The organism is Corynebacterium sp. KPL2895 (assembly GCF_040225815.1).
GTDB lineage: Bacteria > Actinomycetota > Actinomycetes > Mycobacteriales > Mycobacteriaceae > Corynebacterium > Corynebacterium rhinophilum.
Genome location: NZ_JBEHFY010000008.1, coordinates 24,128 through 48,885, shown reverse-complemented (window position 1 = coordinate 48,885; position 24,758 = coordinate 24,128). Strand labels below are relative to the sequence as shown.

The following is a 24,758-nucleotide window of genomic DNA, read 5'->3' as shown; positions in this document are numbered from 1 at the left end:
GTTTACCTAAAGCAGTGAGGACAAGAACTCCTTGGTGCGCGGCTGCTGTGGATTCTCAAGCACTTCAGCCGGGGTACCGGATTCTAGGACTACGCCGCCATCCATGAAGAAGATTTTATCGGCAACCTCGCGCGCAAAACCCATCTCGTGGGTAACCACGAGCATGGTCATGCCCTGGGCCGCGAGATCCTTCATGACGCGAAGGACCTCGCCAACGAGCTCGGGATCGAGGGCGGAAGTGGGTTCATCGAAAAGCATGAGCTTGGGATCCATCGCCACGGCGCGGGCGATGGCAACGCGCTGCTGCTGGCCGCCGGATAACTGAACCGGGAAGTTATCGGCCTTGGAAGCAAGTCCCACCTCCTCTAAAAGCTCCATGGCACGCTTCCGCGCCTTATCCTCCGGCACCTTCTTGACCTGCATTGGTGCTTCAATGATGTTTTCAATCACCGTGCGGTGGGGAAAGAGATTGAAAGATTGGAATACCATGCCGATATCGGAGCGCTGCTGTGCAGCTTGCTTCTCGCTGATTTCGTACAGGATTCCGTTCTTTTCGCGGTAGCCAATGAGCTCACCATCGACATAAAGGCGGCCCGCCGTGGCCTTATCCAGGTGGTTGACGCAGCGCAGGAAGGTTGATTTACCGGATCCGGAAGGGCCCAATAGGCAGGCAACCTCGCCGGGTTGGACCTCTAAGTCGATGCCCTTGAGCACCTCGAATTGGCCGAAGGATTTGTGCACATTCTGTGCGGAGATCATGGGAGTGTTCATTAGTTTTTACCCTCCTGGATTACGGAGACGTTGCGGGGGATAGTACCTTCGGCATCGGCAAGCGCGGCCAGCTGGCGCCCGGTGAGCTCGCGGGTGGCGCCGCGCTCAAAGTGGCGCTCGAGGAAGTACTGGCCCACCATGAGCAGGGAAGTAATGACCAAGTACCACGAGGCGGCGACCATCAAGAGCGGAATGGGCTGGAAGAGGGCTGCGGAAATGTCCGTGGCGCGGCCGAAGATCTCGTGGGTATAGGGGATGGCGACCACCAGTGACGAGGTCTTGAGCAGGGAAATGAACTCATTGCCTGTTGGCGGGATGATAATGCGCATCGCCTGCGGCAATACGGTGCGCCGCATGGTCATCCACCAAGACATGCCGAGGGCCTTGGAGGCTTCCTTTTGACCTTCCGGAACCGAGGAAATGCCCGAGCGCACGATTTCGGCCATATAGGCGGCCTCATTGAGCCCCAAGCCCATGACCGCCAAGAAGAAGGCATTGGTCAACACACTTTGCAAGGAGACCTCTGCAAAGCCCAAGTTGATGGATTGATAAATCGCAGATAGCAAGCCCCAGAAGACAAGCTGGACATAAATCGGGGTGCCGCGAAAAATCCACAGGAAGATCCAGGAAATGGCGCGCAGGATGGGATTGGGCGACATGCGCATCACGGCGAGGATGGCGCCGCCTACCACGCCAATGATCATGGACAAGATGGTGATCGCAATCGTGTGCAGGGAGGCGATAGCGATGCGCTGATCAAAGAGATACTGGAAGTACGTATCCCACCCGAAGGCCTCATTGCGCGCGGAGGCAATGACAAACCACAGACCAAGAATGAGCAACACGACCGCGCAGAGCCACCGCCAGGGGTGGCGCAGTGGCCGGGCTTCGATCTTAGCGGGTGCCTCCTGCTGTGCCGTGGGGCCGGCTGCCTCTTTGTGCTCGTTAACCATTGATGGGCCTTTCATTAATCATCGCCTGGTCTACTAATCCATCTTCAATTCCCCAGCGGGCCAAGATCTCCGCGTACTCACCGGTATCGATGAGGTGCTGGAGGGCAGCGGCTGAGGCCTTGGCCAAGTCCGAGTCCTTCGGGACCGCGAAGCCGTAAGGAGAGGCCTGGAACATATCGCCCACAGCGCGCATCTTTCCCTCGGAGCGATTGACCGCCCAAGCCGTTACCGGCGAGTCCGCGGATAAAGCATCGGCGCGGCCCATAAGGACGGCGAGCGCGGCGTTATCCCCGGTGTCATAGGACAAGACGGTGAGATCGCCATCGCAGGCTTCTTGCTTGGGGCGCACATCATCGGTCTCTGACACGGTGGTGCGCTGCACGGCGACGGTCAGACCGCAAGGGTTTTGGGGATCGACCCTATTGGGGCCATCGACAAGCTCTGCCCACTGGATGCCCGCATAGAGGTGGTCCACGAAGTCGAATTCATCGCGGCGATCGGCCGTATCCGTAAACCCAGAGGCACCCATGTCTATCTGTCCCGATTGCACAGCCGGCAAAATCATGGAGAAGTCTTGCTCTAGGGCCTGGAATTTCAGGCCCAGCACGCCTGCGACGGCGCGGGCAAGGTCAAGCTCTACGCCCTGCAGATCGCCGTGGGAGTCCTTGAGCTGAAATGGGGCATAGGGCGGGTTTGTACCTGCCGTGAGCACACCGTCATCGTCGTGGTACATCGCGGCAATTTCGGGAACTTCGCTGGTCTGGGGTTCCTGCCAGCCCTCTGGAGTCGAATCCTCCTCGTTGACCACGCACGCGCTCAAGGGGAGTACGCACGCCATCACGGCGGCCGTTAGTGGTCGATGATTAATCGCCCAGGGCATTAATATTCCGCCGTCCTTTCCTCGATGGCTTTCGCGTTCCTGCGGTCTACATAGATGAAGATGGACACGATAATGGCACCGAGGATGAAGTATCCGATGATGGCGCCCGAAGAAGCGTCCTGGTCAGCACCCCACGGCCACAGGGCGCGCAGGGATCCCAGCATGAAGCCCGCCATGGCGGCCAGGGTGGGCGCGCGGTGGGTGCTCAGCAAATAGTTGAGCAATTTGATGAAGGCGGCGAGGCCACACAGGGCACCCAGCGCAAAGACGCCCATGGTGCTTAATTCACGGTCCGATACTGCGCCAATGATCGGCTGGTAGAGCCCCATAGTCAGCAAGATGAGCGAGCCGGAAATACCCGGCAGAATTAGCGCGCATACGGCGATTGCTGCGGCAAAGAAGACCACGATGAGGCTCGGGTCATCCTGCGGCTCAGAGGTAAAGCCCGTGACGATGAAAATCAGGACGGCAGCAGCGATAAACGCGATGATGGACGAGGGGGCGGTGCGCTCCGCCTTAGACAACATGGAAAGCGGAACGATGATGGAGATGACCACCATGCCTAAAAAGAGGGCGCTGGAGGCAGAGACGTTGTTGTCGACGAAGTTAGACAGGAGCGTGGAAAAGCCGAATACGGCGATTAGCATGCCGACGGCAACTGAGGCTAGAAAGGACCACTCGACCTTTTTAAAGTTGCCGGAGATGAGGTCATTGGCATTGCGGACGGCGCGCTCATAAATCCCCACGATGAGGGCGACGGTTCCGCCGGAGATGCCGGGAACCAGCTCGGCCATACCGATGAGGGCGCCACGAATGGCGTTCAAAATATAGTGCATAAATTAAAAATCTACCTGGGTACAAGACATGACTGCGTTTGACGGGCCACTCGGGGTGCCAAAAACTCTTTGCTCAAGACCGTACGGCGAGGTGTAGCACCGCCCGCGGTGGCTTAAGCCTGCATATCTTTCATTACTTTAACGGTTACCCACCTTATATGAGACGGGCTTGTGCTTAAAGTCTCGAGGTAAGAAGGCGTAATTTTGCAGCAGTTAGGCTTCTCGGGCGTTGTGTAAATATGCAATTCGCGGAAGGATATAAGCTGAATCGAGGCCGCTGTAGGGGACATAGGGAACTAGGCGGCATGACGAAACCCCGCTTCCTTCGTGGATATATTTCCGGAAAGAAGCGGGGTTGTACTGTGCCCCTGGTGAGACTCGAACTCACACTGGACGGGTTTTGAATCCGTTGCCTCTGCCAATTGGGCTACAGGGGCAATCAAAAGCGAGCGCCTTTGACTGTTGGAAATACTAGCGCAGGGGTTGGCGCAATTCCTAATTGGGGTCCCTTTCCGGTGAAAAGGCCTGCTCAAGACGGTGAGGTTGGGCGGGGTATCGCCGTGTCCATTGTGTTGCCTAATATGGGGCAGGTGACTTCCAATAAGACCCGCCTTTTGCTCATTGACGGCCATTCCATGGCATTTCGTGCCTTTTATGCCCTCCCGGTGGAAAACTTTTCTACCTCCGGTGGTCAGCACACCAATGCCGTGTATGGCTTTTTATCCATGCTGTCCAATATCGTCTCTGAGGAAAGGCCGGATGCTATCGCGGTTGCTTTTGACGTTGGCCGGAAGACTTTCCGCACGGAGATGTTCCCGGATTATAAGGCGCAGCGCGAGGCCGCGCCGGAAGAATTTAAGGGCCAAGTAGATATCATTCGCGATACCTTAGAGACCTTGGGTATTACGACGCTCTCGCGTGAAAATTACGAGGCCGACGATATTTTGGCAACCCTTGCCACCCAGGCACAGGGCTACGAGACGCTGATTGTCACCGGTGACCGGGATTATCTGCAGCTGGTTACGGATTCGACCACGGTGCTCTATCCCATGAAGGGCGTATCCACGCTGCACCGGTTTACCCCAGAAGCCGTCGAGGATAAATACGGGCTTACCCCCGCGCAGTATCCCGACTTTGCTGCTCTGCGCGGCGACCCTTCCGATAACCTCCCCGGCATTCCCAAGGTGGGAGAAAAGACCGCCACCAAGTGGATAGTCAAGTACGGAGACTTGGCTTCATTGGTAGAGCACGCCGAGGAAATCAATGGCGTGGTGGGAATTAACTTCCGCGAACGTATCGAGCAGGTGCAGATGAACCGGAAGCTCACCCAGATGATTACAGACATGGACTTAGATGTTGGCCCTGATGATCTGGCCTTTAGGGAAGCCAAGGTTGCCGATGTCGCCGCGAAGTTCGATGAGCTGGAGTTTGGCACCAACCTGCGCGATCGTGTCTTATCTGCCATCCCCAACGATGGTGCAGAGGCTGCTGAGCAAGCCGCGGACACCCCAGACGTAGAGCTCACTATCGATGACGCCTCCTTGAGCGAGTGGCTACCTGGCCGCGAGCACGTAGCTGTGTATGTGCAGGGCGAGGGCATCCCAAGTCAGGGTGATGCTTCTGCCATCGCGTTTGTGGACCGCGAACACCACGGACTGCAGGTGGAACTCGGGGAACTTTCCGCCGATGAGGAAAAGGCCTTGGTCCAGTGGCTAGAATCGTCGGCCCCTAAGTATTTCCACGCCGCAAAGGCCGCGTTCCACATGCTGGCAGGGCGCGGCATTGAGCTCAACGGGCTTGCGCACGATACGGCCTTGGCGGCGTATATCCTGCGCCCAGGCCAGCGCACCTACGAGCTTTCCGATGTCTACCAGCGCCACCTTCAAAAGTCCCTCGGCGCCGCTTCGGATCAGATGACGCTGCTCGATAGTTCCTCCCTGGTAGATCAGGCGGCGGCAATCATGGAGCTGGCGGAAAAACTCACCGCGGAGCTGCAGGACATCGACTCATTCGAGTTGTACACCGACCTGGAACTGCCGCTGGTGACCATCCTGGCGCGCATGGAGGCTACGGGTATCGCGGTCGATGTAGATATTTTGGAAACCCAAAAGGATGCCTTTGTGGAGCAGGTGGGGGAGCAAGAACGCTCCGCGCGCGAGCTTGCTGGCGATGACAAGCTCAACCTAAATTCTCCTAAGCAGCTGCAAAAGGTGCTTTTTGAGACCTTTGATATGCCCAAGACGAAAAAGACGAAAACGGGCTATTCCACGGCCGCGAAGGAAATCGAGCAGCTGGCCATCAAGCACCCGCACCCGTTCTTGGACCACCTATTGGCCCACCGCGAGTACCAGAAGATGAAGACCACGCTGGAGGGCCTCATCAAGACCGTTCAGCCGGATGGGCGCATTCACACCACCTTTAACCAGACGGTGACCTCGACGGGGCGTTTGTCCTCGACGGAGCCCAACCTGCAAAACATCCCGGTGCGCACGGAGGCTGGCCGCCAGATTCGCTCGGCGTTTATCGTAGGCGAGGGATTTGAGCAGCTAATGACCGCGGACTACTCGCAGATTGAAATGCGCGTCATGGCGCACCTCTCTGCCGATCCCGGGTTGATTGAGGCCTATAAGGCCGGCGAGGACCTGCACAATTTCGTCGGTTCTAGGGTCTTCGATGTACCAGTGGACCAGGTGACCCCTGAGCTGCGCCGCCGGGTAAAGGCCATGTCCTATGGCCTTGTCTATGGTTTGTCCGCGTTTGGACTATCGCAGCAGCTGGGAATCCCAGCGGGTGAAGCCAAGTCCATCATGGAAAGCTACTTTGAGCGGTTTGGCGGTGTGAAGAAGTACCTGGATGATGTCGTGGAGCAAGCCCGCAAGGATGGTTATACGGCCACACTCTTTGGTCGCCGCCGCTACCTGCCAGAGCTTAACTCCGATAACCGTCTGGCTCGCGAAAACGCGGAACGCGCTGCGCTCAATGCGCCGATCCAGGGAACGGCCGCGGATATCATCAAGGTCGCGATGATTCGCGTGGACCGTGCGTTGCGCGATATGAAATCTCGTGTATTGCTCCAGGTCCACGATGAACTGGTGGTGGAAGTTGCCCCCGGCGAGGCCGATCAAGTCCGCGAGATTCTTGAGCGTGAGATGGATTCCGCCATCGAGCTGAACGTACCGCTTGAGGTCTCTGCCGGCGCCGGCACGGATTGGGACGCTGCGGCCCACTAGTTCGATGGTGATGCTTAACCGGCGCGAGCGCGCCCGCATGCGCTTGGCCGCCCAGGGCCTCACGGCCGAGCGCTGGCACACCGCTGCAGAGTCAGTCCGTGCCTTTGGCGTCATGCAGCGCCAGGACTTGCACTCGGTGCGCCGGTCCTTGGCATTGCGTTCAACCGATGAATCTGATAAGTCTGAAATCGTGCGCGGCTATGCCATGCGCAACACGCTGTTCGCCGCCTTAGTCAAGGATATGGGCTGGATAACTGAACTGTGCGCAAAGCCTCGCAAGGGAGATTCCGCGGTACGGGAAGCCGTGCTGCAGCTTAGCGATGCCCCATTAACGCGCGCAGAATTGAAATCACGCGCCGCCCAAGCCTTGACCGAGTTGCCTTTCTGGCACGTAGTACGTATCGGCATGGAAAGCGGGCATGGCGAAGAACAGCTCATTACTCCGGTCGAGCTAGACGGCATGGAGGCCCTTTTTAATGGCGACTCGGTGGCCGCCACGACGGAATTGATGACGCGCCATTTTCGCACCCATGGGCTGGCGACTGTGCAGGACTTTGCATGGTGGTCCAAGCTGCCCCGAAAGCTCATTCGTCCCGCAGCCGAGAATTTGCCGGATGACCTCATCCGGATAGATAGGGAAGGCGAGGAGCTGGTCTCTGCAGAGGTCCTAGAGCTACCAGAGGTAAGAAGAAAGAAATCGGTGCTGCTTTTAGGAGCCTTTGATGAATATATCTTGGGCTACCAGGATCGGCTTTTTGCCATGTCAGCGGATATGCACCACGCGCTCGTTCCCGGAAACCAAGGAATTTTCCGCCGCGCCATCGTTATCGACGGCCAAGTGCGCGGCATGTGGAATAAGCAGGGGATTGAGGACTGGGGTATTCCCGCTTACGCGGCACGCCGCGTGGATCGCCAGTGGAAAGAGTGCTGAGAAGTGCGTGAAGCAGAATAGGATTTTAAAGTAATTTCATGGAGTTTCTCGGAAAACGTATTAGGTGGAAGTCTCAGCCCTACGTCTTGCGCTTTTTTGAGACAACGTGGGCAGCCATGGTCGCATACCCGGCGGGACAGATTGCTGAGAGCGGCTTAAAAGAAGCGGTAAGCAGCGATACATTTTACTTCATTTACTATGCGGTCATGGTTTTTGGGTTTTTCCTTTCTGCTGGTAACGACGCCAGGGAAGGCGAGAACCCGTGGCGCTACCGGGGGCAGGCGGCCGGTGTAATGATCGCTGTAACTGTCATTGCCGTGGCCTTCCCGTATTCGTGGGTATTCGCGTCCATTACTATTGCTGCCTTGGCGTACTACTTTTGGCCGCGCATCGCGGTGGAATCCTCCTGAGGTCGCTTTTCCACCAGGCAGCCGGCCAAGAGGTCAAAGGGCGTTTGGCCGATGGCTAAAACAGAAAGGCCTAGAATCGCAAGGATAATGCCGTCAATGTTCCAGCTGGTAAGCGTCAAGGGTGTGAGCAGCAGCCATGAATTGCGTAGGCACGCGGTGACAAACGGCGAGCGGGCCGGGATGATTTCGAGCTGCATCGACCATTTGCCCAGGGAGGTAGACTTCTTCGTTTCCACCCACACGCGGTAGATATAAAAGACCACGGCGAGAGCGACGGCCTCATAGATTTCTTGGGAGCGGCCGGCTAAGGGGGTACTGGCAAGAGCATTAATCACCCACCGCACCACGGTGACGATGGCGGCGACGAGAAAGGCGTCGATCCACCACGCCACGGCGCGGCGCAGGAAAATTCCCAGTCTTTCGGCAATCATGTTCTCTACGTTAGCTGTAGGCGCGGCAGATGAAAATCATGCTGCCAGGGAAAATTTCCCCGCGCTGCCTAGACCACTGACCCCAGGTGGTATCTAAGCCTTCGGGCCATTCCGGTTCGATGATGTCCTCGATGAGGAATGGTCCGCGACCTTGGAGCGCGCGGAACCAATCGCTGATGGTGCGGTGAAATTCGGCATAGGTTAGCGTCCCGGCGGAATCGTGTTCCAGATAGGCGCGGTCGAAATAACTTATCTCAGCGGTGAGGCTGGTGGGATCATCGGGGAAGATCCAGCGCATTGGGTGGGTCACGGAGAATACGAAGCGTCCACCTGGGCGCACCACGCGGGCAACCTCCGCGAGCGCGGCATCGAGATCGGCGAGGAAGGGTAATGCGCCGAATGCAGAGAATGCCACGTCAAAGGAATCAGTGGCGTAGGGCAGTGCCAGCGCATCGGCTTGGATGAGCGCCAACCCGGGATCTGCGTGGGAGAGCATGCCGCGGGAAATATCGCAGCCGGTGACAAAGCGGGCGCGGGTGCTGAGCCACTGGGTGCAGGCGGCAGAACCGCAGCCGATTTCGAGGACAGCGGCAGAGGAGACATCGCCAAGCAACTGCGCATCGGCCTCGTGCAACATCTCCGGGCACCAGTAAAAAGAGGAGAGGTACTCGGGGTGCTCGGCATGGTAAGAGACCGCATCATCATCCCAGTGGGATTGATTGGCGCGAGAGGGCGAAGTCATTGGGGTGCGCTACCTTTCTTGGTGGCGTGCAATATTTGCCGTATAAGCTGGACAGATGTAGGCTCTTACAAGCATGTCTATGCCACGGGTTGTTGCAGGCTATTGTAGGAAAGCTTGGGGCAATCACGCGGCGGGATCGAATGCGGCCTCTATCTCCTGTATTTGTGCAGTGTAGACGGGCTTTTAATTCGAGAGACACGCAGTTGTCCACGAACGATTTCCTACATTTATTCGGAGCATTTTTACAATATGCCATCTTCTACTACCCCTCAGGTTGCGATCAACGATATCGGAACCGCAGAGGACTTCCTCGCAGCTGTAGACGCCACCATCAAGTACTTCAACGATGGTGACATTGTCGGGGGTACCGTCGTCAAGGTTGACCACGACGAGGTACTGCTGGACATCGGATACAAGACCGAAGGCGTTATCCCTTCCCGCGAGCTGTCCATCAAGCACGACGTCAACCCCGACGAGGTCGTCGAGGTCGGCGATGAGGTTGACGCACTTGTCCTGACCAAGGAGGACAAGGAAGGCCGCCTGATCCTGTCCAAGAAGCGCGCACAGTACGAGCGTGCTTGGGGCGCCATCGAGGAGCTGCAGGCCAAGGAAGAGCCGGTTACCGGTACCGTCATCGAGGTTGTCAAGGGCGGCCTCATCTTGGACATCGGCCTGCGCGGCTTCCTGCCTGCTTCCCTCGTTGAGATGCGTCGCGTCCGCGACCTGGAGCCTTACATTGGCCAGGAGCTGGAAGCTAAGATCATCGAGCTGGACAAGCAGCGCAACAACGTTGTCCTGTCCCGCCGTGCATACCTGGAGCAGACCCAGTCCGAGGTCCGTTCCGAGTTCCTGCACCAGCTGCAGAAGGGTCAGGTCCGCAAGGGCGTTGTCTCTTCCATCGTCAACTTCGGCGCCTTCGTCGATCTTGGCGGCGTCGACGGCCTGGTCCACGTGTCCGAGCTGTCCTGGAAGCACATCGACCACCCATCTGAGGTTGTCACCGTTGGTGACGAGGTAACCGTTGAGGTTCTGGACGTTGATCTGGACCGCGAGCGCGTTTCCCTGTCCCTGAAGGCAACCCAGGAAGACCCATGGCGCGTCTTCGCCCGCACCCACGCTGTGGGCCAGATCGTCCCGGGCAAGGTCACCAAGCTCGTTCCGTTCGGTGCGTTCGTTCGCGTCGAGGAAGGTATCGAGGGTCTGGTCCACATCTCCGAGCTGGCTCAGCGCCACGTCGAGGTTCCGGACCAGGTTGTCACCGTTGGCCAGGAAGTTATGGTCAAGGTCATCGACATCGACCTCGAGCGTCGTCGCATCTCCTTGTCCGTCAAGCAGGCTGATGAGGACTACTCCGAAGAGTTCGATCCGTCCAAGTACGGCATGGCTGACTCTTACGACGAGCAGGGCAACTACGTGTTCCCAGAAGGCTTCGACCCGGACACCAACGAGTGGAAGGAAGGCTTCGACGAGCAGCGTCAGGCTTGGGAGGCACGCTACGCAGAGTCCGAGCGCCGCTTCAACCTGCACACCGCTCAGATCGAGCGCAACCGCGCTGCGGCCGCAGAGGCTGCAGAGTCCGCTGAAGCATCCTCCAACTACTCTTCTGACTCCACCGATGCAGCTCCGGCATCGGAGACTCAGGCAGAGTCCGGCGGATCCTTGGCTTCTGACGAGCAGCTCGCTGCACTGCGCGACAAGCTCGCCGGCAACTAAGACGCCTTTGGGGTTTAGGGTGAGATAGTCCCTAACTCCACACAGCTGCACTAGCCGCGTCCTTCTCCTTTAGGGAGACAGGACGCGGCTTTGTGAGTTTTATGACAGTATATGCAAACGATTGCCTGTCACTTTTCGCTTGCTGGTTCCTTGACCTGCGGCGAAGTAATTTCGCCCGCAAAAAAGGCAACTATCCCCACTAAAGGCCACTAAATTGGGCTTTTGTTTGTGTTGTCTCTCACTTATAATCCGAGTGTGACGTAATAGCCAGTTGAGTACTGACTATTGTTTTGTCTTTATGCAAGGAGTATGAAGTGGCATCTGTGAAGGACACTTCCACACACATCATTGAAAGCCTAGGCGGCGCCGATAACATCACATCGCTGACGCACTGCGCGACGCGCCTGCGCTTTCAACTCGCTGATGTGGGGAAAGTAGATCAGGAAAAGCTGGAAAGTGATACGGCCGTTCTCGGTTCCGTCACGCAGGGTTCGCATGGTTACCAAGTGGTCATGGGTGGCGGCGTGGCTAACTACTACGGCGAAATCATCAAAGACCCCGGGGTAAGTCCCGCTGATGAGGAATCCTCCTCATCAAAGAAAAACTACGACGGCGTGCGCGGAAAGTACGATTGGATCGACTATTGCTTCGAGTTCCTCTCTGATACGTTCCGCCCGATTCTGTGGGCACTGCTTGGCGCCTCCCTCATTATCACGCTGCTGGTACTGGCAGATACCGTTGGCATTCAAGACTTCCGCGCGCCGATGGAGGAGCAGCCTGAGGGCTTCCGCTTGGCCCACGCGATGTTCCAATCGGTCTTCTACTTCTTGCCGGTGATGGTGGGTGCCACCGCCGCGCAGAAGCTGGGTGCGAATATGTGGGTCTCGGCAGCCATTCCTGCCGCGCTTCTGACACCGGAGTTTATGTCCCTGGGTGAACAGGGCGATACCGTGAATGTATTCGGCCTGCCGCTGGTGATTAACTCTTACGGCTCTCAGGTATTCCCCCCGATCTTGGCCGCTATCGGCCTGTTCTGGGTGGAAAAGGGCTTGAAGAAGATCATCCCGGGCGCCGTGCACATGGTCTTCGTGCCGTTCTTCTCCCTGCTCATCATGATTCCGGCAACGGCCTTCCTGCTCGGTCCATTCGGTATCGGCGTGGGCAACGGTATCTCTTGGGTACTGTTCCAAATTAATGATTTCTCGCCGTTCATCTTGGCCATTGTCATTCCGCTGCTGTACCCATTCCTGGTGCCCATGGGCCTGCACTGGCCGCTCAACGTGATCATGATTCAAAACATCACGACCTACGGCTACGACTTCATTCAGGGCCCCATGGGTGCGTGGAACTTTGCTTGCTTCGGCGTCACCGGCGCCGTGATGGTCATCTCCATGAGGGAGAAGAACAACTCCATGCGCCAGGTCTCCGTCGGTGCCTTTGCAGCCGGCATGCTCGGCGGTATTTCGGAGCCGTCTCTCTACGGCATCTTGCTCCGCTTCCGCCGCACCTACTACCGCCTGCTGCCAGGTTGTGCCGTGGGTGGTGCAGTGATGGGGCTTTTCGATGTCCGCGCTAATGCCTTCGTCTTCACCTCCATCTTGACCACTCCAGCCATGTCCCCGAAGCTGGGCTACATCATCGGCATCGCCGTGGCATTCTTCACCTCCTTCTTCCTCACGCTGCTGTTTGGCTACCGCACTGCAGAGGAAAAGCAGGCCGATCTTGAACGCATCGCCCGCGAAAATAACGAGAGTGTCGAAGAGGTTGCTAGCCGCTCCGAGTCCCGCGTCCTTGGCTCCTCCGATGATGAGTCGGACGGTTCTGAGAACGCACAGGCTGCAGGGGTTGCGACAGCCACCGGGATCGCCACCAAGGAGGCGAAACAGGCAACCATCGCGCTGGACTCTCCTTTGGAGGGCGAGGCCGTGGACCTGTCTGAGGTGCCGGATCCCATCTTTGCCGGCGCCAAGCTTGGGCCGGGCGCTGCCGTGAAGCCAACTGGCAATACCGTCTACGCGCCTGCCGATGGCACCGTGCTCACCGTCCAAAAGTCCGGCCATGCGATCGGGCTTAACCTGGACAGCGGCGTACAGCTGCTCATCCACGTTGGCCTGGATACCGTGGAACTGGGCGGCGAGGGATTCGATGTTCATGTGGAAAAGAAGCAGCGCGTGTCCGCTGGCGATAAGCTCATCAGCTTTGACGCAGACTTCATCAAGTCCAAGAACTACAACCTGATTACCCCGGTCGTTGTCACCAACGCCAAGAAATTTGGTTCCGTGAGCGGCGCTACTGGTGCGGTCACCCCAAGCGATGAACTCTTGCAGGTTCATCCAAAGCCGGAAGAGGAAATTGAGTCCTAATAGGCACTCGTAATTTCCGCAGCAAGGAGCCTAGGCAGTCGTGCCGGGCTCCTTTTCGCGTACCCTGGTATCTTATGAAGCTAATCGGATTAACCGGGGGAATCGGCAGCGGGAAATCTACGGTAGCGAAGCTGTGCGCCCAGCGCGGCTGGCGGGTTGTGGACGCAGATCGCATTGCCCGGGACATCGTCAAGCCTGGGCAACCAGCCTTGGCCGAGCTTGCGGAGAAGTTCGGTGAGGACATCTTGCAGGAAGACGGCTGCCTCGACCGCAAGGAACTTGCCCGCCGCGCGTTTGTGGATAGGGAACACACCGATCTTCTTAATTCGATTACGCACCCGCGTATCCAAGAAGAGACCCAGCGGCAATTCGCTGCCGCGCGCGAAGAGGGCGTTGATTTTACGGTCTATGACATGCCGCTGCTCGTTGATAATGGGCTCGACGGGGATATGGATTTTGTCATCGTCGTTGACGTGGCTCCGCAAGAGCGGGTGCGTCGCCTCGTGGAGTTCCGCGGACTCGATGAAGCAGACGCGCGCAAAAGGATTAACGCCCAGATTTCTGATGAGAAGCGGCTCGCGGCAGCAAGCCATGTCATTGACAATAACGGCACGCAGGCACAATTGGCCGAGCGCGCCGCAGCAGTCTGCGATGAAATCGAAGCGGCGTCTTCTTAAGCTTAACCTTTTGGGTAAGTAGCGTTAACGTATTTTCCTATTAACGTTTACTTTTGGCCCCTAGACTATTTGAGCGTGGGAACTTGGGGCACTGGACCATTCGATAATCACGCGGCGCGAGACATACTCGATAGCCTGCGGGATGGTTCTTTTGATCTCCGGCACTTTCAGCGTTCGTGCGGCACTGGGGTCCTCGATTCCGATGAAGCCGAAGCGGTTATCGCATTGGGTGCGCTGACGAAGCTGCCTGCCGATGGCCTGCCAGACGGCGTAGCCCCACGGGATTTGGCGTCCCTATATACCCCGCAATCTAAGGCGTGGCTGCGCCGGCGCATCAACCAAGCGATGCGCTCTGATTCCTCGTCGGTCTACGCGCTATGGGAACCGACAGGGGAGCTCGACCAATGGCTACACACCGCCCAGGCCGCGCTGCCGTGAAATGGCTAGCAGGAGCGTATAAGCAGTAGAATAGCGGGTATGGCTTTTGCTGCTGAACATCCCCTTATTCCAAATTCTGAACACCGCGTTGTCGGTGAGGTAGAACGCACCCCCGGCAAGTTTCAAGTCGTTTCTGAATATGAACCCGCCGGTGACCAGCCTGCGGCCATCAAGGAACTTGATGAGCGCCTCAACCGCGACGAGCGCGACGTGGTGCTCATGGGTGCCACCGGTACTGGTAAATCCGCGACGGCCGCGTGGCTGATTGAAAAACAGCAGCGGCCCACGCTAGTGATGGCTCCCAATAAAACCTTGGCTGCACAGTTGGCCAATGAGCTGCGCCAATTATTGCCCAATAACGCGGTGGAATATTTCGTCTCTTATTACGATTACTACCAGCCAGAAGCCTATATCGCGCAGACCGATACTTATATTGAAAAAGACTCCTCCATCAATGAGGATGTAGAGCGCCTGCGCCACTCGGCCACCTCTGGATTGCTTTCGCGGCGCGATGTTGTGGTGGTCTCTTCGGTCTCGTGCATCTACGGCCTTGGTACCCCGCAATCCTATTTGGATCGCTCGGTCATTATTGCCGTTGATGAGGAACTCGATAGGGACCGTTTCCTCCGGCTGTTGGTAGATATCCAATACGAGCGCAATGATGTGGGCTTTACCCGCGGTACCTTCCGCGTTAAGGGTGACACGGTCGATATCATTCCGGCGTATGAAGAGCGCGCGGTGCGCATTGAGTTCTTCGGTGATGATATTGACTCGCTGTACTATATCCACCCGGTGACAGGTGATGTTATCGAGCAGGTCGATGAAGTGCGCATTTTCCCCGCCACGCACTATGTGGCCGGCCCAGAGCGCATGGAAAAGGCCGTGGCCGATATCAAGGAAGAATTGGCTGAGCGCCTAGAAGATCTAGAAAACCGGGGCAAACTCTTGGAAGCGCAGCGGCTGCGCATGCGCACGGAATATGACCTAGAGATGATCGAGCAAGTGGGATTCTGTTCCGGCATTGAGAACTACTCCCGCCACGTGGATGGCCGCCCGGCAGGGTCTGCGCCAGCTACGCTCTTGGACTATTTCCCGGAGGACTTTCTTACCATCATCGATGAGTCCCACGTGACCGTGCCGCAGATTGGTGGCATGTACGAAGGCGATATGTCGCGCAAGCGAAACTTGGTGGAATTTGGCTTCCGCCTGCCTTCCGCGGTGGACAACCGGCCACTGACCTTCGACGAGTTTGAGGAGCGCGTCGGCCAGACCGTCTACATGTCTGCTACGCCGGGTGATTTCGAAATGACCTCCTCCGGCGGCGAGTTTGTCGAGCAGGTCATTCGCCCGACCGGTCTGGTTGATCCTAAGGTGACGGTGAAGCCCACCAAGGGCCAGATCGACGACCTTATTGATGAGGTCCGTGGTCGCATTGCCTCTCAGGAGCGCGTATTGGTTACCACCTTGACCAAGCGCATGGCAGAAGACCTGACGGATTATCTCTTGGAGCAGGGGATTAAGGTCCGCTACCTGCACTCGGATATCGATACGCTGCAGCGCGTGGAACTTCTGCGTCAATTGCGCCAGGGTGAATTCGACGTGCTTGTAGGCATTAACCTTTTGCGTGAGGGCTTGGACTTGCCCGAGGTCTCGCTTGTGGCCATCCTCGATGCGGATAAGGAGGGCTTCTTGCGTTCGACGACGTCGCTCATCCAGACCATTGGCCGCGCTGCGCGTAACGTATCGGGCGAGGTCATCATGTATGCGGATAAAATCACAGACTCGATGCAGGAAGCCATCGATGAAACTGAGCGCCGCCGCGAGAAGCAGATTGCCTATAACAAGGAACACGGCGTGGATCCGCAGCCTTTGCGCAAGAAGATCGCCGATATTTTGGATCAGGTCTACGAAAACAATGGGGAAGAGGTAGCCGAGTCGGATCCTTCGGCGGTGGTGGAAAAGCGCGATGTCTCCAGCATGGCTACCGATGAGGTTGAGGCTCTCATTAATGACCTGCAGGCACAGATGGGCGCTGCCGCGCGCGAGCTGAAATTCGAGCTGGCCGGGCGGCTGCGCGATGAGATTGCGGATTTGAAGAAGGAATTGCGCGGCCTGAAAGACGCTGGAATCTAGCAGCACGCGCAGGGGCCCAATAACGCTTTCCCCCTAAAAGTGCGCACTCCTGCAACCTTGGGCTTATTGATTCAGCGTCCTGACTATACTGGGGGCGACTTAATAAGCCGGTTCAATGTGCCGACCTAGTTATTCACCAGCAAGGAGAATCATGCTTACGTATCACACCATCGCCGTCGGTACCGATGGCTCCGAAACTTCCCTGCGCGCAGTGCGTTCGGCGGCATCAATGGCACGGGCATATGACGCCAAGCTCATCATCGTCTCCGCAGCCTATAATCATTCAGGCTCCATGCTCGGTGCCCCCAGCGGGGAAGGATCCCGGCTACCGGTGGTCAGCGAGGAAATGGCGAATACTTACCTCACGAATGCGCAGCGGATTGCAGAGTCCGAAGGCGCGGAAAATATTGAGGTGGTCACCACCCCCGGTGACCCTGTCAACGCCTTAATTGAGGTTACGGAGAAATACGACGTGGAGCTCTTGGTCGTGGGCAATCGCGGCGTCAATTCCGTGCGCGGACGCGTTTTCGGTTCAGTGCCCACGGAACTTACCCATAAATCCAAGGTGGATGTCGTGGTGGTCAACACGAGTGAAAAACGTTAATCATTTTTCATTGTTACACTTGCAGTAACGCCAAGTTGGCACACTAGAATAGATAGGGTACACACCCACAAAGAAAGGTCATCATGAGCGACTACAGCACGATTGTTGTCGGTACTGACGGTTCCAAGTCCTCCCTCCTCGCCGTGGAGCGAGCAGCCAAGATTGCCGCTGCATTCGATGCCACGCTGATCGTCGGTTGTGCTTACTACGAGAATCAAGAGCAGGCCTCGAAGACCTTGCGCCAGGATTCCGTCACTATTCTCGGTGATGAGAAGGCTGAAGCTAACCTGCAGGCGGGTAGGGAAGAAGCGGAAAAGCACGGGGTTTCCAAGGTGGAAACCGCAGTCCGCCCTGGCACGCCGGTACAAGCCCTCATGTCCATTGTCAACGACAATGATGCAGACCTGCTCATCGTTGGTAACCGCGGTATTAATTCCCTGACCGGCCGTTTGCTTGGCTCGGTGCCGGCAGATGTGGCGCGCCAGTCCGACTGTGACGTCATGATCGTTCACACCGTCAACTAATCTAGGCTTCGCCTTACCCACCGCAGCGAGTCCTTTTCTGGAGTCGCGCGGTGGGTTTTGTGATCCTAACTGGCTAAATCACATCCCCAGTATCTCCTACCAGGGTCAGCGTCTGCGTGGCCCGAGTGATGCAGACGTATAAATTCTGCAGCCCCTGCGGGGAAGCATCAACAATCTCGCGCGGGTTAAGCACGATTACGTGGTCGAACTCGAGGCCCTTGACGGATTCGGCGTTCGTGGCGTCAATGATTGCGGTCAGGCGCCCATCGTCCTCGGTGGTGACGCCGGGGCTGAAGTCGGCATCGTCAAGCCGACGCACCGGCACACCATCGCGAATAGCAATGGCAGGGGTGGCATCCGGATTAATGGAGGCCAATAGGCCATTAGCAAGCTCGGTAATGGGCTCAGGTGTGCGGTAGTTGACGGTAAGGAGGTGGTGGCGGAAGCGCTGGGCGATGAACGGCTCCAAGGCCTCGCCCCAGTCATCCACGCCGGCCGGGGAACCGGTCTGCGAGGTATCGCCCACCAGCGTCATCCAGCGCGACGGGCAGCGGCGGAAGAGCATCCGCCATTCCATCGGGGTAAGTTCCTGCGCTTCGTCCACGATGATGTGGCCAAAGGCCCACGTGTGATCCTCCCGGGCACGCTGCGCGGTGGTGCGCGTATCCCGCACCTCTTGGCGCTGCGCTAGGGTTTCCGCGTCGATCACGTCGTGCGCCGAGAGGATTTCCGCCTCAAACATGTCATCGTCGTTATCGGTGGATTCAGAAGATGACAGGATATCCAACGCATCTTCTGCATCCGCGATCTGCTCGCGCCACTCGGCGTCTTTGGCCGCCTTCTTCTCCTCAGGACTGGGCAGCCCGATGAGGACGGCCAACTCATCCAATAGGGCAGCATCGGAATCGGTCCAACCGTAGCCATCTGCGCGGTACAAGGCGGCTTGGGTCTCCTCATCGTAGCCACGGGCAGCTGAGGCAATGAGCTCGCGGGACGACAACAAGGCGGCGAGGACCTCAGAGGGATCAAGCTGGGGCCAAAAATTATCGATGCAGCTGACCACGGACTCATCAATGGCAAGATCGTCGTGGAATTGGTCCACATCCGCGCGGCTTAAGAGGTTTTCCCCGCCCAGCGGATCGGTGCCAACCTTGGTGGCCATCTCCTGTGCCAGGTCCTCCACGAAGTGCTCGATGAATGCCTCGCGCGCCTGGTTATGCGGCTTGCGTGAGCGGCGGGCGCGGGTGCGCGCCTTCTTCACCATGGATGGAGTGATGGTCAGGGTCAGGCCATCCACGGTGATGTCCCGAGCCTCATTCGGCACCTGCTGATAATCCTTGACTGCAGCGCTCAGGATTTCCGCCATGGCCTCGCTGCCTTTAATTTCGCGGCCCACAAGACCCTCGGTATGGGTGGGTGTAATGCCGGGGAATAGCCCACCGATGGTGGAGAGCACGACGCCGGTTTCACCGAGTTCTGGCAGGACGCGGGAAATATAGTCCAAAAAATTAGTATTGGGTCCAACGATGAGTACACCGGTGGAAGATAGCAGTTCGCGGTGGGTATAGAGCAGGTAGGCAACGCGGTGCAGCGCGACGGCAGTCTTGCCGGTGCCGGGACCGCCTTCTACCACCATTACGCCGCGGGTATTATCCCGGATGATTTCGTCCTGCTCGCGCTGAATGGTTTCCACGATGGACGTCATGTGTCCCGTGCGGGCGCGTTGCATGGCAAAGTACAGGGCAGACTCGCTCGCCACGCCCGCTTCCTCCTCGCGCACGCCTGGGCCGTTTAATGCCTCGTCATTGACATCAGTGACCGTGCGGCCGGACATACGGATCTGGCGGCGCGTGTGTACACCTTCAGGCTGTGCGGTAGTGGCGAGATAAAAGGGGCGGGCCATGGGGGCGCGCCAATCCAGAAGGAGGGTGCGATAGTTTTCTTCGCGCGCATCCAAACCCATGCGGCCGATATAGCGGCGGTCCAGTCCCTCATCAGTTGGGTTATCGCCGGGAGCATCGATATCGATACGGCCAAAGACGAGCCCCATCTGTGCGACGTTGAGGCGGTCTAACTTGGCTTGGAGGCCGTGGTATTCCGTTTCGCGGCGCACTAGGGCATCGGCATCGGGGGTTGCAGGGTCGACCTCGGCCTGGACTTCGTTCAAGCGTGCATTAGCCGCGGCCACCTCATCATCGAGGCGGTCAAAAAGGCCATCGACGTAGTTCTGCTCGGCTTCGATGCCGGAAATTCCAGCGTTATCCGCGCGGCGGGATGAAGATGCGTTAGCGGGAGAATGAGTGGCTGGAGAATTCTTCGGTGCAGAGTTCACAAGACTCCTCAGAATGAAACACGAAAATATGGGGTGGACACGCATCCGCGTGCCGCGTAGGGGAGGTTCGAGTTTAGACCTTGCCGTGACAAAGAACAACGGCCCAGCGTAAGGGCTGGGCCGTGTGCGAGGGATAAGGCGAATTACTTAGCGCGCTTTTCAATCTTCTTGATAGCGGCTTCGATCTTCTTATTAGCCTTCTTTTGCAGCTTATCTGCCTGCTTGGAAGCCTTCTTAGCAGCGCGCTTGGAGTCTGCCTTGTCGAGCTTCGATGCAGCATCATCGGCGCGCTTCTGTGCCTTGTTCGCGGCCTTGACGGCACCCTTGCGGGCGGTCTTAGCGTTGGACTCAGCGGACTTCAGCCAGTCCTTCTTGTTGTCATCAACGTAGGACTTGGCGCTATCTACGGAGTCCTCGATGAAGGACTTCGCGTTGTCCAAGAAGTCGCGGCCGGAATCCTGCCAGTCGTCCTTGTTGTCATCGACGTAGTCCTTGGCGTCATCGACATAGGACTTTGCGGTATCGAGAAGGCCGCGACCGGTGGACTGCCAGTCATCCTTGTTGTCATCCACATAGGCCTGCGCCTTCTGAGAGGTTTCATTGAACCAGTCGCCGGCCTTGTTGGACAGTTCGTTGGCGCGAGCGGAAAGCTCCTCGCGCTTTTCCTGGGACTCAGACTTGGTGGGCAGCGCTTGCTGAATCTTCTTATTTGTGCGCTCACCGGCCTTCTGTGCGCGCCAGCGCAGGGATGGCTTGCCCTCAGTGTCCTGGGTGGTGATAAAGAGCGCGCCGAGCAGGGCGGTGTTGGTAATGAAGCCGTTGCGACGGTTTTCCTTGTCCTTCTTATTATCCGCGGCCCAGAAGTTATTCTTGCCCACCAAGTTGGGCAGGGTAGCGGCAGCCAGCACGGCTGCGGAGGTACGTGGTGCCTTGCCCAGAGCCAAGGTGGTACCTGCACCGATCTTTGCGCCGCCGAGGGCGCGGGTAGCTAGTTCCGGATCGTTGGGAATCAGATTCTTGTAACCGGAGGGGACGAACTTGCGCAGGGTCTTGAGGAAGCCTTCGGTTTCCTTGGTGTGCTCCGAGGCATTGCGCAGGTCGTCTACACCTTCCCATACAAATACCGATGCCAGCATGGGGCGGGCAAACTTGCGAATCATAGTCCTTTAAGCTCCTTAGCTCGTTGTTCTAGACCAATCGTGTGATTGACCATTATACGCTGAAATAGCCGCCTAGATCACCAACGGCGCTCCCACCAATCACCCAACTTGGGGCGTTCTTCCCCCAAGGTGGTGGGTTTGCCATGCCCCGGGCGGATGATGGCGTTATCCGGGAACTCCTCGAAGATGCGCTTGCTGACGTCCTTATATAGCCGCACGAAGTCGCCTTCAGAGGTCGTTCGACCCAATCCACCGGGGAATACGGAATCTCCCACAAAGAGGTTCGTGACACCGTCAACGGTGGCCACTAGCGCGACGCCGCCGGGGGTATGGCCGCGCAGGATGATGATCGGCAATTTCATGCCGGCAAACTCGATGGAATCGCCCTCGCGCAGCTCAACGTCCACGTCTTCCGGAATGGCGGGCGAATCAATAAAGGAGGCGTAGTGTTTTGCGTTGGTGGTCTCCAAAACCTCGCCGAGAGCCCGCACGTGATCCCAGTGGCGGTGCGTGGTGAGAACGGCGGTGATGTCAACGCCTGTCTCGCGCGCCATGTCGAGGATAGCGGGGGCGTTATCGGCGGCATCGACAAGCAAGCCTTGATCGCCGGCGGTGAGCAGGTAGCAGTTATTGTCCATCTCCGAAACGGAGATTTGATGAAGATGTAGCTCGTTAGTCATACGTTCCAGCTTACGGGTACATTCAAGGGGAGATTAAAATCTAGGATCTGGAGGCTGGAGCGCAGTGGCAGAACGATTGATTGTGCGAGGCGCACGGGAACACAATCTCAAGGGCGTGGATATCGATATTCCGCGCGATAAAATGGTGGTTTTTACTGGGCTTTCGGGCTCCGGTAAGTCCTCGCTGGCCTTCGATACCATCTTCGCGGAGGGCCAACGCCGCTACGTGGAATCGTTGAGCTCTTATGCCCGGATGTTTTTGGGCCAGATGGATAAACCCAACGTGGAATACATCGGTGGCTTATCGCCGGCGGTGTCCATCGATCAGAAATCCACGAACCACAACCCGCGCTCTACCGTGGGCACGATTACGGAAATTTACGATTACCTCCGCCTGCTCTTCTCACGCGCTGGCACTCCGCACTGCCCCAAGTGCGATGCCGTTATCGAGCGCCAGACGCCGCAGCAGATCGTTGATGCAGTACTGGAGCAGGAAGAAAAGCTGAAGTTCCAGGTGCTCGCCCCGGTAGCGCGCAAGCGTAAGGGCGAGTTTGTTGACCTCTTCCAAGATCTTTCGGCGCAGGGCTACTCCCGCGTGCGTGTGGATGGTGAGACCCACCAATTAAGCGATCCGCCGAAGCTGAAGAAGCAGGTTAAGCACACCATTGAGGTGGTAGTGGACCGGTTGCAGGTCAAAGCCTCCCAGAAGCAGCGCTTGACCGATTCCGTGGAAACGGCTTTGCGGCTTGCCGATGGCCTCGTCACCATCGAGTTCGTTGATAAAGAGGAACTCACGCATACCTATTCCGAAAAGGCGGCCTGCCCCAATGGCCATGCACTGACCATCGAGGAGTACGAGCCGCGCGCCTTTTCCTTTAACGCACCCTTTGGCTCCTGCCCGGTCTGCGATGGCCTGGGCACCAAGCTCGAAGTGGATGTAGACCTGCTCATTCCGGATCCGGACGCCCCTGCCGTCGATGCCGTGCAGCCGTGGCATTCCAGCCCGAACTCCCGGTACTTCGTGAAACTCGTGGAAGGTTTGGGCAAAGCCATGGGCTTTGATCCACAGACCCCGGTCAGCGAGCTGACGGCGGAGCAGCGCGATGCGTTGATTTACGGTACCGAAACCGAAGTGCGAGTGCGATATAAGAACCGTTATGGCCGCCAGCGCAATTGGACCGCGCCCTTTGAGGGCGCAGTAGGCTTCCTACACCGCAAATTGGATACCACGGATTCGCAGTCCCAAAAGGATCGCCTGCTGCAATACACCCGCCGAGTGCCGTGTAGCACGTGTAAGGGAACGCGCCTGAAACCGGAAATCCTCGCCGTGCGCCTGGCGTCGACCACGCATGGCGAACAGTCCATCGCGGGGCTAAGCGCCCTGTCTATCGAGGATGCCTCAGAGTTTTTGGATTCGCTCGTCTTGGGGCACCGTGAGGAAATTATCGCGGGAGCGGTGCTGAAGGAAACCCAGGCCCGCTTGCGTTTCTTATTGGACGTGGGGCTTAATTACCTCACCCTGGACCGCGGTGCTTCGACCCTGTCCGGCGGCGAGGCCCAGCGCATTCGCCTAGCCACGCAGATTGGTTCCGGGCTGGCAGGCGTTTTGTACGTCTTGGACGAGCCGTCCATTGGTTTGCACCAGCGCGATAATCACCGCTTGATCTCAACTCTGCAGCGCCTGCGCGATATTGGCAATACGCTTATCGTGGTCGAACACGATGAAGACACCATCCGCTCGTCCGATTGGCTGGTGGATGTGGGCCCGCGCGCCGGCGAATACGGCGGCGAAGTGGTTTACCAAGGCGAACCCGCCGGCGTGGAGGAGGTAGAGGAGTCCTTGACGGGGCAGTACCTGTCTGGTTCCAAGGTGCTGGCTGTTCCGGATCACCGCCGCGAGATCGATAAAGATCGCACCCTGAAGGTAGTCGGCGCACGGGAAAATAACCTCAAGGGGATTAATGTCGAGATTCCGCTCGGCGTGCTGGTCTGCATTACCGGTGTATCAGGCTCCGGCAAGTCCACCGTGGTTAATGAAATCCTGGCCAAGACCCTGGCCAATAACTTGAACCGCGCCCGACAGGTTCCTGGGCGTGCCAAGCGTGTGGAGGGCATCGAGCACCTGGATAAGTTGGTACAGGTGGATCAAAGCCCGATTGGCCGCACACCGCGTTCCAACCCGGCTACCTATACCGGCGTCTTTGATAAGATTCGCAATCTTTTCGCGGAGACCCAAGAGGCAAAGGTGCGCGGCTACAAGGCGGGGCGATTTTCCTTCAACGTCAAAGGTGGACGCTGCGAGGCCTGCCAGGGCGATGGCACCATCAAGATCGAGATGAACTTCCTGCCGGATGTCTATGTCCCGTGTGAGGTCTGCGAGGGCGCGCGCTATAACCGCGAAACCCTGGAGGTCCACTACAAGGGCAAAAACATCGCGGAAGTGCTGGATATGCCCATCTCAGAGGCAGCGGACTTCTTTGAGCCCATTACGTCCATCCACCGCTACTTGGCCACGCTTGTCGATGTCGGCTTGGGTTACGTCCGCCTCGGCCAAGCCGCCACCACGTTGTCCGGCGGTGAGGCCCAGCGCGTGAAGCTTGCCTCGGAGCTACAAAAGCGCACCAATGGCCGCACCATCTATATCCTGGATGAGCCGACGACCGGTCTGCACTTTGAGGATATTCGCCGGTTAATGCTGGTGATTCAAGGCTTGGTAGATAAGGGTAATTCCGTGCTTATCATTGAGCACAACCTCGATGTCATCAAGGCTGCAGACTGGATTGTGGATATGGGCCCAGAAGGCGGTGCCGGTGGCGGCACCGTGGTCGCGCAGGGTACTCCGGAAAAAGTCGCACAGGTAGAAGGTTCCTATACTGGCGGCTACCTCAAGGAAATGTTGCCCTAAAAACTAAGGAGATAGTTTCTGCGAAAAATTGTCTCCTTTTCAAAA

The 24,758-nt window shown here is 57.6% G+C and carries 20 protein-coding genes and 1 tRNA gene; 11 read left to right on the top strand and 10 right to left on the bottom strand.

What is annotated here, in order from left to right:
• Positions 1 to 6 precede the first annotated feature (6 nt).
• From ABRP95_RS05065 to ABRP95_RS05045, 5 genes are all read right to left on the bottom strand, one after another.
• Positions 7 to 771 carry an amino acid ABC transporter ATP-binding protein gene (locus ABRP95_RS05065; RefSeq protein WP_284770511.1) on the bottom strand — a complete coding sequence of 255 codons (765 nt, stop codon included), beginning with the start codon at positions 769 to 771 and terminating at the stop codon, positions 7 to 9.
• Entirely contained in the window at positions 771 to 1,724 is a 954-nt protein-coding gene (locus ABRP95_RS05060) for an amino acid ABC transporter permease (RefSeq protein WP_284783040.1), read from the bottom strand. Before ABRP95_RS05060 ends, ABRP95_RS05065 begins: the two co-directional genes overlap by 1 nt.
• Positions 1,717 to 2,604 (bottom strand): ABC transporter substrate-binding protein, encoded by an 888-nt coding sequence (locus tag ABRP95_RS05055; protein ID WP_284782980.1) that lies wholly within the window; start codon positions 2,602 to 2,604, stop codon positions 1,717 to 1,719. The genes ABRP95_RS05060 and ABRP95_RS05055 overlap by 8 nt, the downstream gene beginning before the upstream one ends.
• On the bottom strand, positions 2,604 to 3,440 hold the full coding sequence (locus tag ABRP95_RS05050) for a DUF368 domain-containing protein (protein WP_284782982.1): 837 nt from the start codon (positions 3,438 to 3,440) through the stop codon (positions 2,604 to 2,606). Before ABRP95_RS05050 ends, ABRP95_RS05055 begins: the two co-directional genes overlap by 1 nt.
• A gap of 363 nt (positions 3,441 to 3,803) precedes the next feature.
• A tRNA-Leu gene (locus ABRP95_RS05045) sits at positions 3,804 to 3,877 on the bottom strand.
• A gap of 144 nt (positions 3,878 to 4,021) precedes the next feature.
• On the opposite strand from ABRP95_RS05045, the gene polA reads away from it, so the two are divergent.
• From polA to ABRP95_RS05030, 3 genes are read left to right on the top strand one after another with little or no spacing between them, the layout of a single operon-like run.
• On the top strand, positions 4,022 to 6,670 hold the full coding sequence (polA, locus tag ABRP95_RS05040; protein ID WP_349839064.1) for a DNA polymerase I: 2,649 nt from the start codon (positions 4,022 to 4,024) through the stop codon (positions 6,668 to 6,670).
• A gap of 4 nt (positions 6,671 to 6,674) precedes the next feature.
• The gene (locus tag ABRP95_RS05035) at positions 6,675 to 7,601 is read left to right on the top strand and encodes a DNA glycosylase AlkZ-like family protein (RefSeq protein WP_349839050.1); all 927 of its coding nucleotides are present in this window, start codon (positions 6,675 to 6,677) and stop codon (positions 7,599 to 7,601) included.
• A 38-nt stretch (positions 7,602 to 7,639) separates the two neighbouring features.
• Complete coding sequence (locus ABRP95_RS05030; protein ID WP_349839049.1) at positions 7,640 to 8,011, top strand: hypothetical protein; 372 nt, start codon at positions 7,640 to 7,642, stop codon at positions 8,009 to 8,011.
• Here the strand turns inward: ABRP95_RS05030 and ABRP95_RS05025 are convergent.
• Positions 7,975 to 8,442 carry an RDD family protein gene (locus ABRP95_RS05025; RefSeq protein WP_349839048.1) on the bottom strand — a complete coding sequence of 156 codons (468 nt, stop codon included), beginning with the start codon at positions 8,440 to 8,442 and terminating at the stop codon, positions 7,975 to 7,977. The genes ABRP95_RS05030 and ABRP95_RS05025 overlap by 37 nt on opposite strands.
• A gap of 10 nt (positions 8,443 to 8,452) precedes the next feature.
• The gene (locus ABRP95_RS05020) at positions 8,453 to 9,184 is read right to left on the bottom strand and encodes a class I SAM-dependent methyltransferase (protein ID WP_284796594.1); all 732 of its coding nucleotides are present in this window, start codon (positions 9,182 to 9,184) and stop codon (positions 8,453 to 8,455) included.
• A gap of 249 nt (positions 9,185 to 9,433) precedes the next feature.
• Here ABRP95_RS05020 and rpsA point away from each other — a divergent pair, with 249 nt between their 5' ends.
• From rpsA to ABRP95_RS04985, 7 genes are all read left to right on the top strand, one after another.
• Entirely contained in the window at positions 9,434 to 10,897 is a 1,464-nt protein-coding gene (gene rpsA, locus ABRP95_RS05015) for a 30S ribosomal protein S1 (protein WP_005280312.1), read from the top strand.
• Positions 10,898 to 11,211: 314 nt separating this feature from the next.
• Positions 11,212 to 13,260, top strand: coding sequence for a glucose PTS transporter subunit IIA (locus tag ABRP95_RS05010; RefSeq protein ID WP_349839047.1), 2,049 nt, complete (start codon positions 11,212 to 11,214; stop codon positions 13,258 to 13,260).
• 74 nt (positions 13,261 to 13,334) lie between these two features.
• Positions 13,335 to 13,937 carry a dephospho-CoA kinase gene (gene coaE / locus ABRP95_RS05005; RefSeq protein ID WP_284770503.1) on the top strand — a complete coding sequence of 201 codons (603 nt, stop codon included), beginning with the start codon at positions 13,335 to 13,337 and terminating at the stop codon, positions 13,935 to 13,937.
• A 75-nt stretch (positions 13,938 to 14,012) separates the two neighbouring features.
• The gene (locus tag ABRP95_RS05000; RefSeq protein WP_284770502.1) at positions 14,013 to 14,375 is read left to right on the top strand and encodes a DUF4259 domain-containing protein; all 363 of its coding nucleotides are present in this window, start codon (positions 14,013 to 14,015) and stop codon (positions 14,373 to 14,375) included.
• A 39-nt stretch (positions 14,376 to 14,414) separates the two neighbouring features.
• The gene (gene uvrB / locus ABRP95_RS04995; protein ID WP_284770501.1) at positions 14,415 to 16,508 is read left to right on the top strand and encodes an excinuclease ABC subunit UvrB; all 2,094 of its coding nucleotides are present in this window, start codon (positions 14,415 to 14,417) and stop codon (positions 16,506 to 16,508) included.
• A 151-nt stretch (positions 16,509 to 16,659) separates the two neighbouring features.
• Positions 16,660 to 17,112 (top strand): universal stress protein, encoded by a 453-nt coding sequence (locus tag ABRP95_RS04990; protein WP_023026527.1) that lies wholly within the window; start codon positions 16,660 to 16,662, stop codon positions 17,110 to 17,112.
• An 83-nt stretch (positions 17,113 to 17,195) separates the two neighbouring features.
• A complete protein-coding gene (locus tag ABRP95_RS04985; RefSeq protein ID WP_023026529.1) occupies positions 17,196 to 17,636 on the top strand; it encodes a universal stress protein in 441 nt (146 codons plus the stop codon).
• 73 nt (positions 17,637 to 17,709) lie between these two features.
• On the opposite strand, the gene ABRP95_RS04980 is transcribed toward ABRP95_RS04985, so the two are convergent.
• From ABRP95_RS04980 to ABRP95_RS04970, 3 genes are all read right to left on the bottom strand, one after another.
• Positions 17,710 to 20,013 (bottom strand): HelD family protein, encoded by a 2,304-nt coding sequence (locus ABRP95_RS04980; RefSeq protein WP_502880353.1) that lies wholly within the window; start codon positions 20,011 to 20,013, stop codon positions 17,710 to 17,712.
• Positions 20,014 to 20,111: 98 nt separating this feature from the next.
• The gene (locus ABRP95_RS04975; protein WP_349839045.1) at positions 20,112 to 21,128 is read right to left on the bottom strand and encodes a DoxX family protein; all 1,017 of its coding nucleotides are present in this window, start codon (positions 21,126 to 21,128) and stop codon (positions 20,112 to 20,114) included.
• A 77-nt stretch (positions 21,129 to 21,205) separates the two neighbouring features.
• Positions 21,206 to 21,808, bottom strand: a complete 603-nt coding sequence (locus ABRP95_RS04970) for an MBL fold metallo-hydrolase (protein WP_349839044.1) — start codon at positions 21,806 to 21,808, stop codon at positions 21,206 to 21,208.
• Between the two features lie 64 nt (positions 21,809 to 21,872).
• Here ABRP95_RS04970 and uvrA point away from each other — a divergent pair, with 64 nt between their 5' ends.
• A complete protein-coding gene (gene uvrA, locus ABRP95_RS04965) occupies positions 21,873 to 24,713 on the top strand; it encodes an excinuclease ABC subunit UvrA (RefSeq protein ID WP_349839043.1) in 2,841 nt (946 codons plus the stop codon).
• The last annotated feature ends 45 nt before the right edge of the window (positions 24,714 to 24,758 follow it).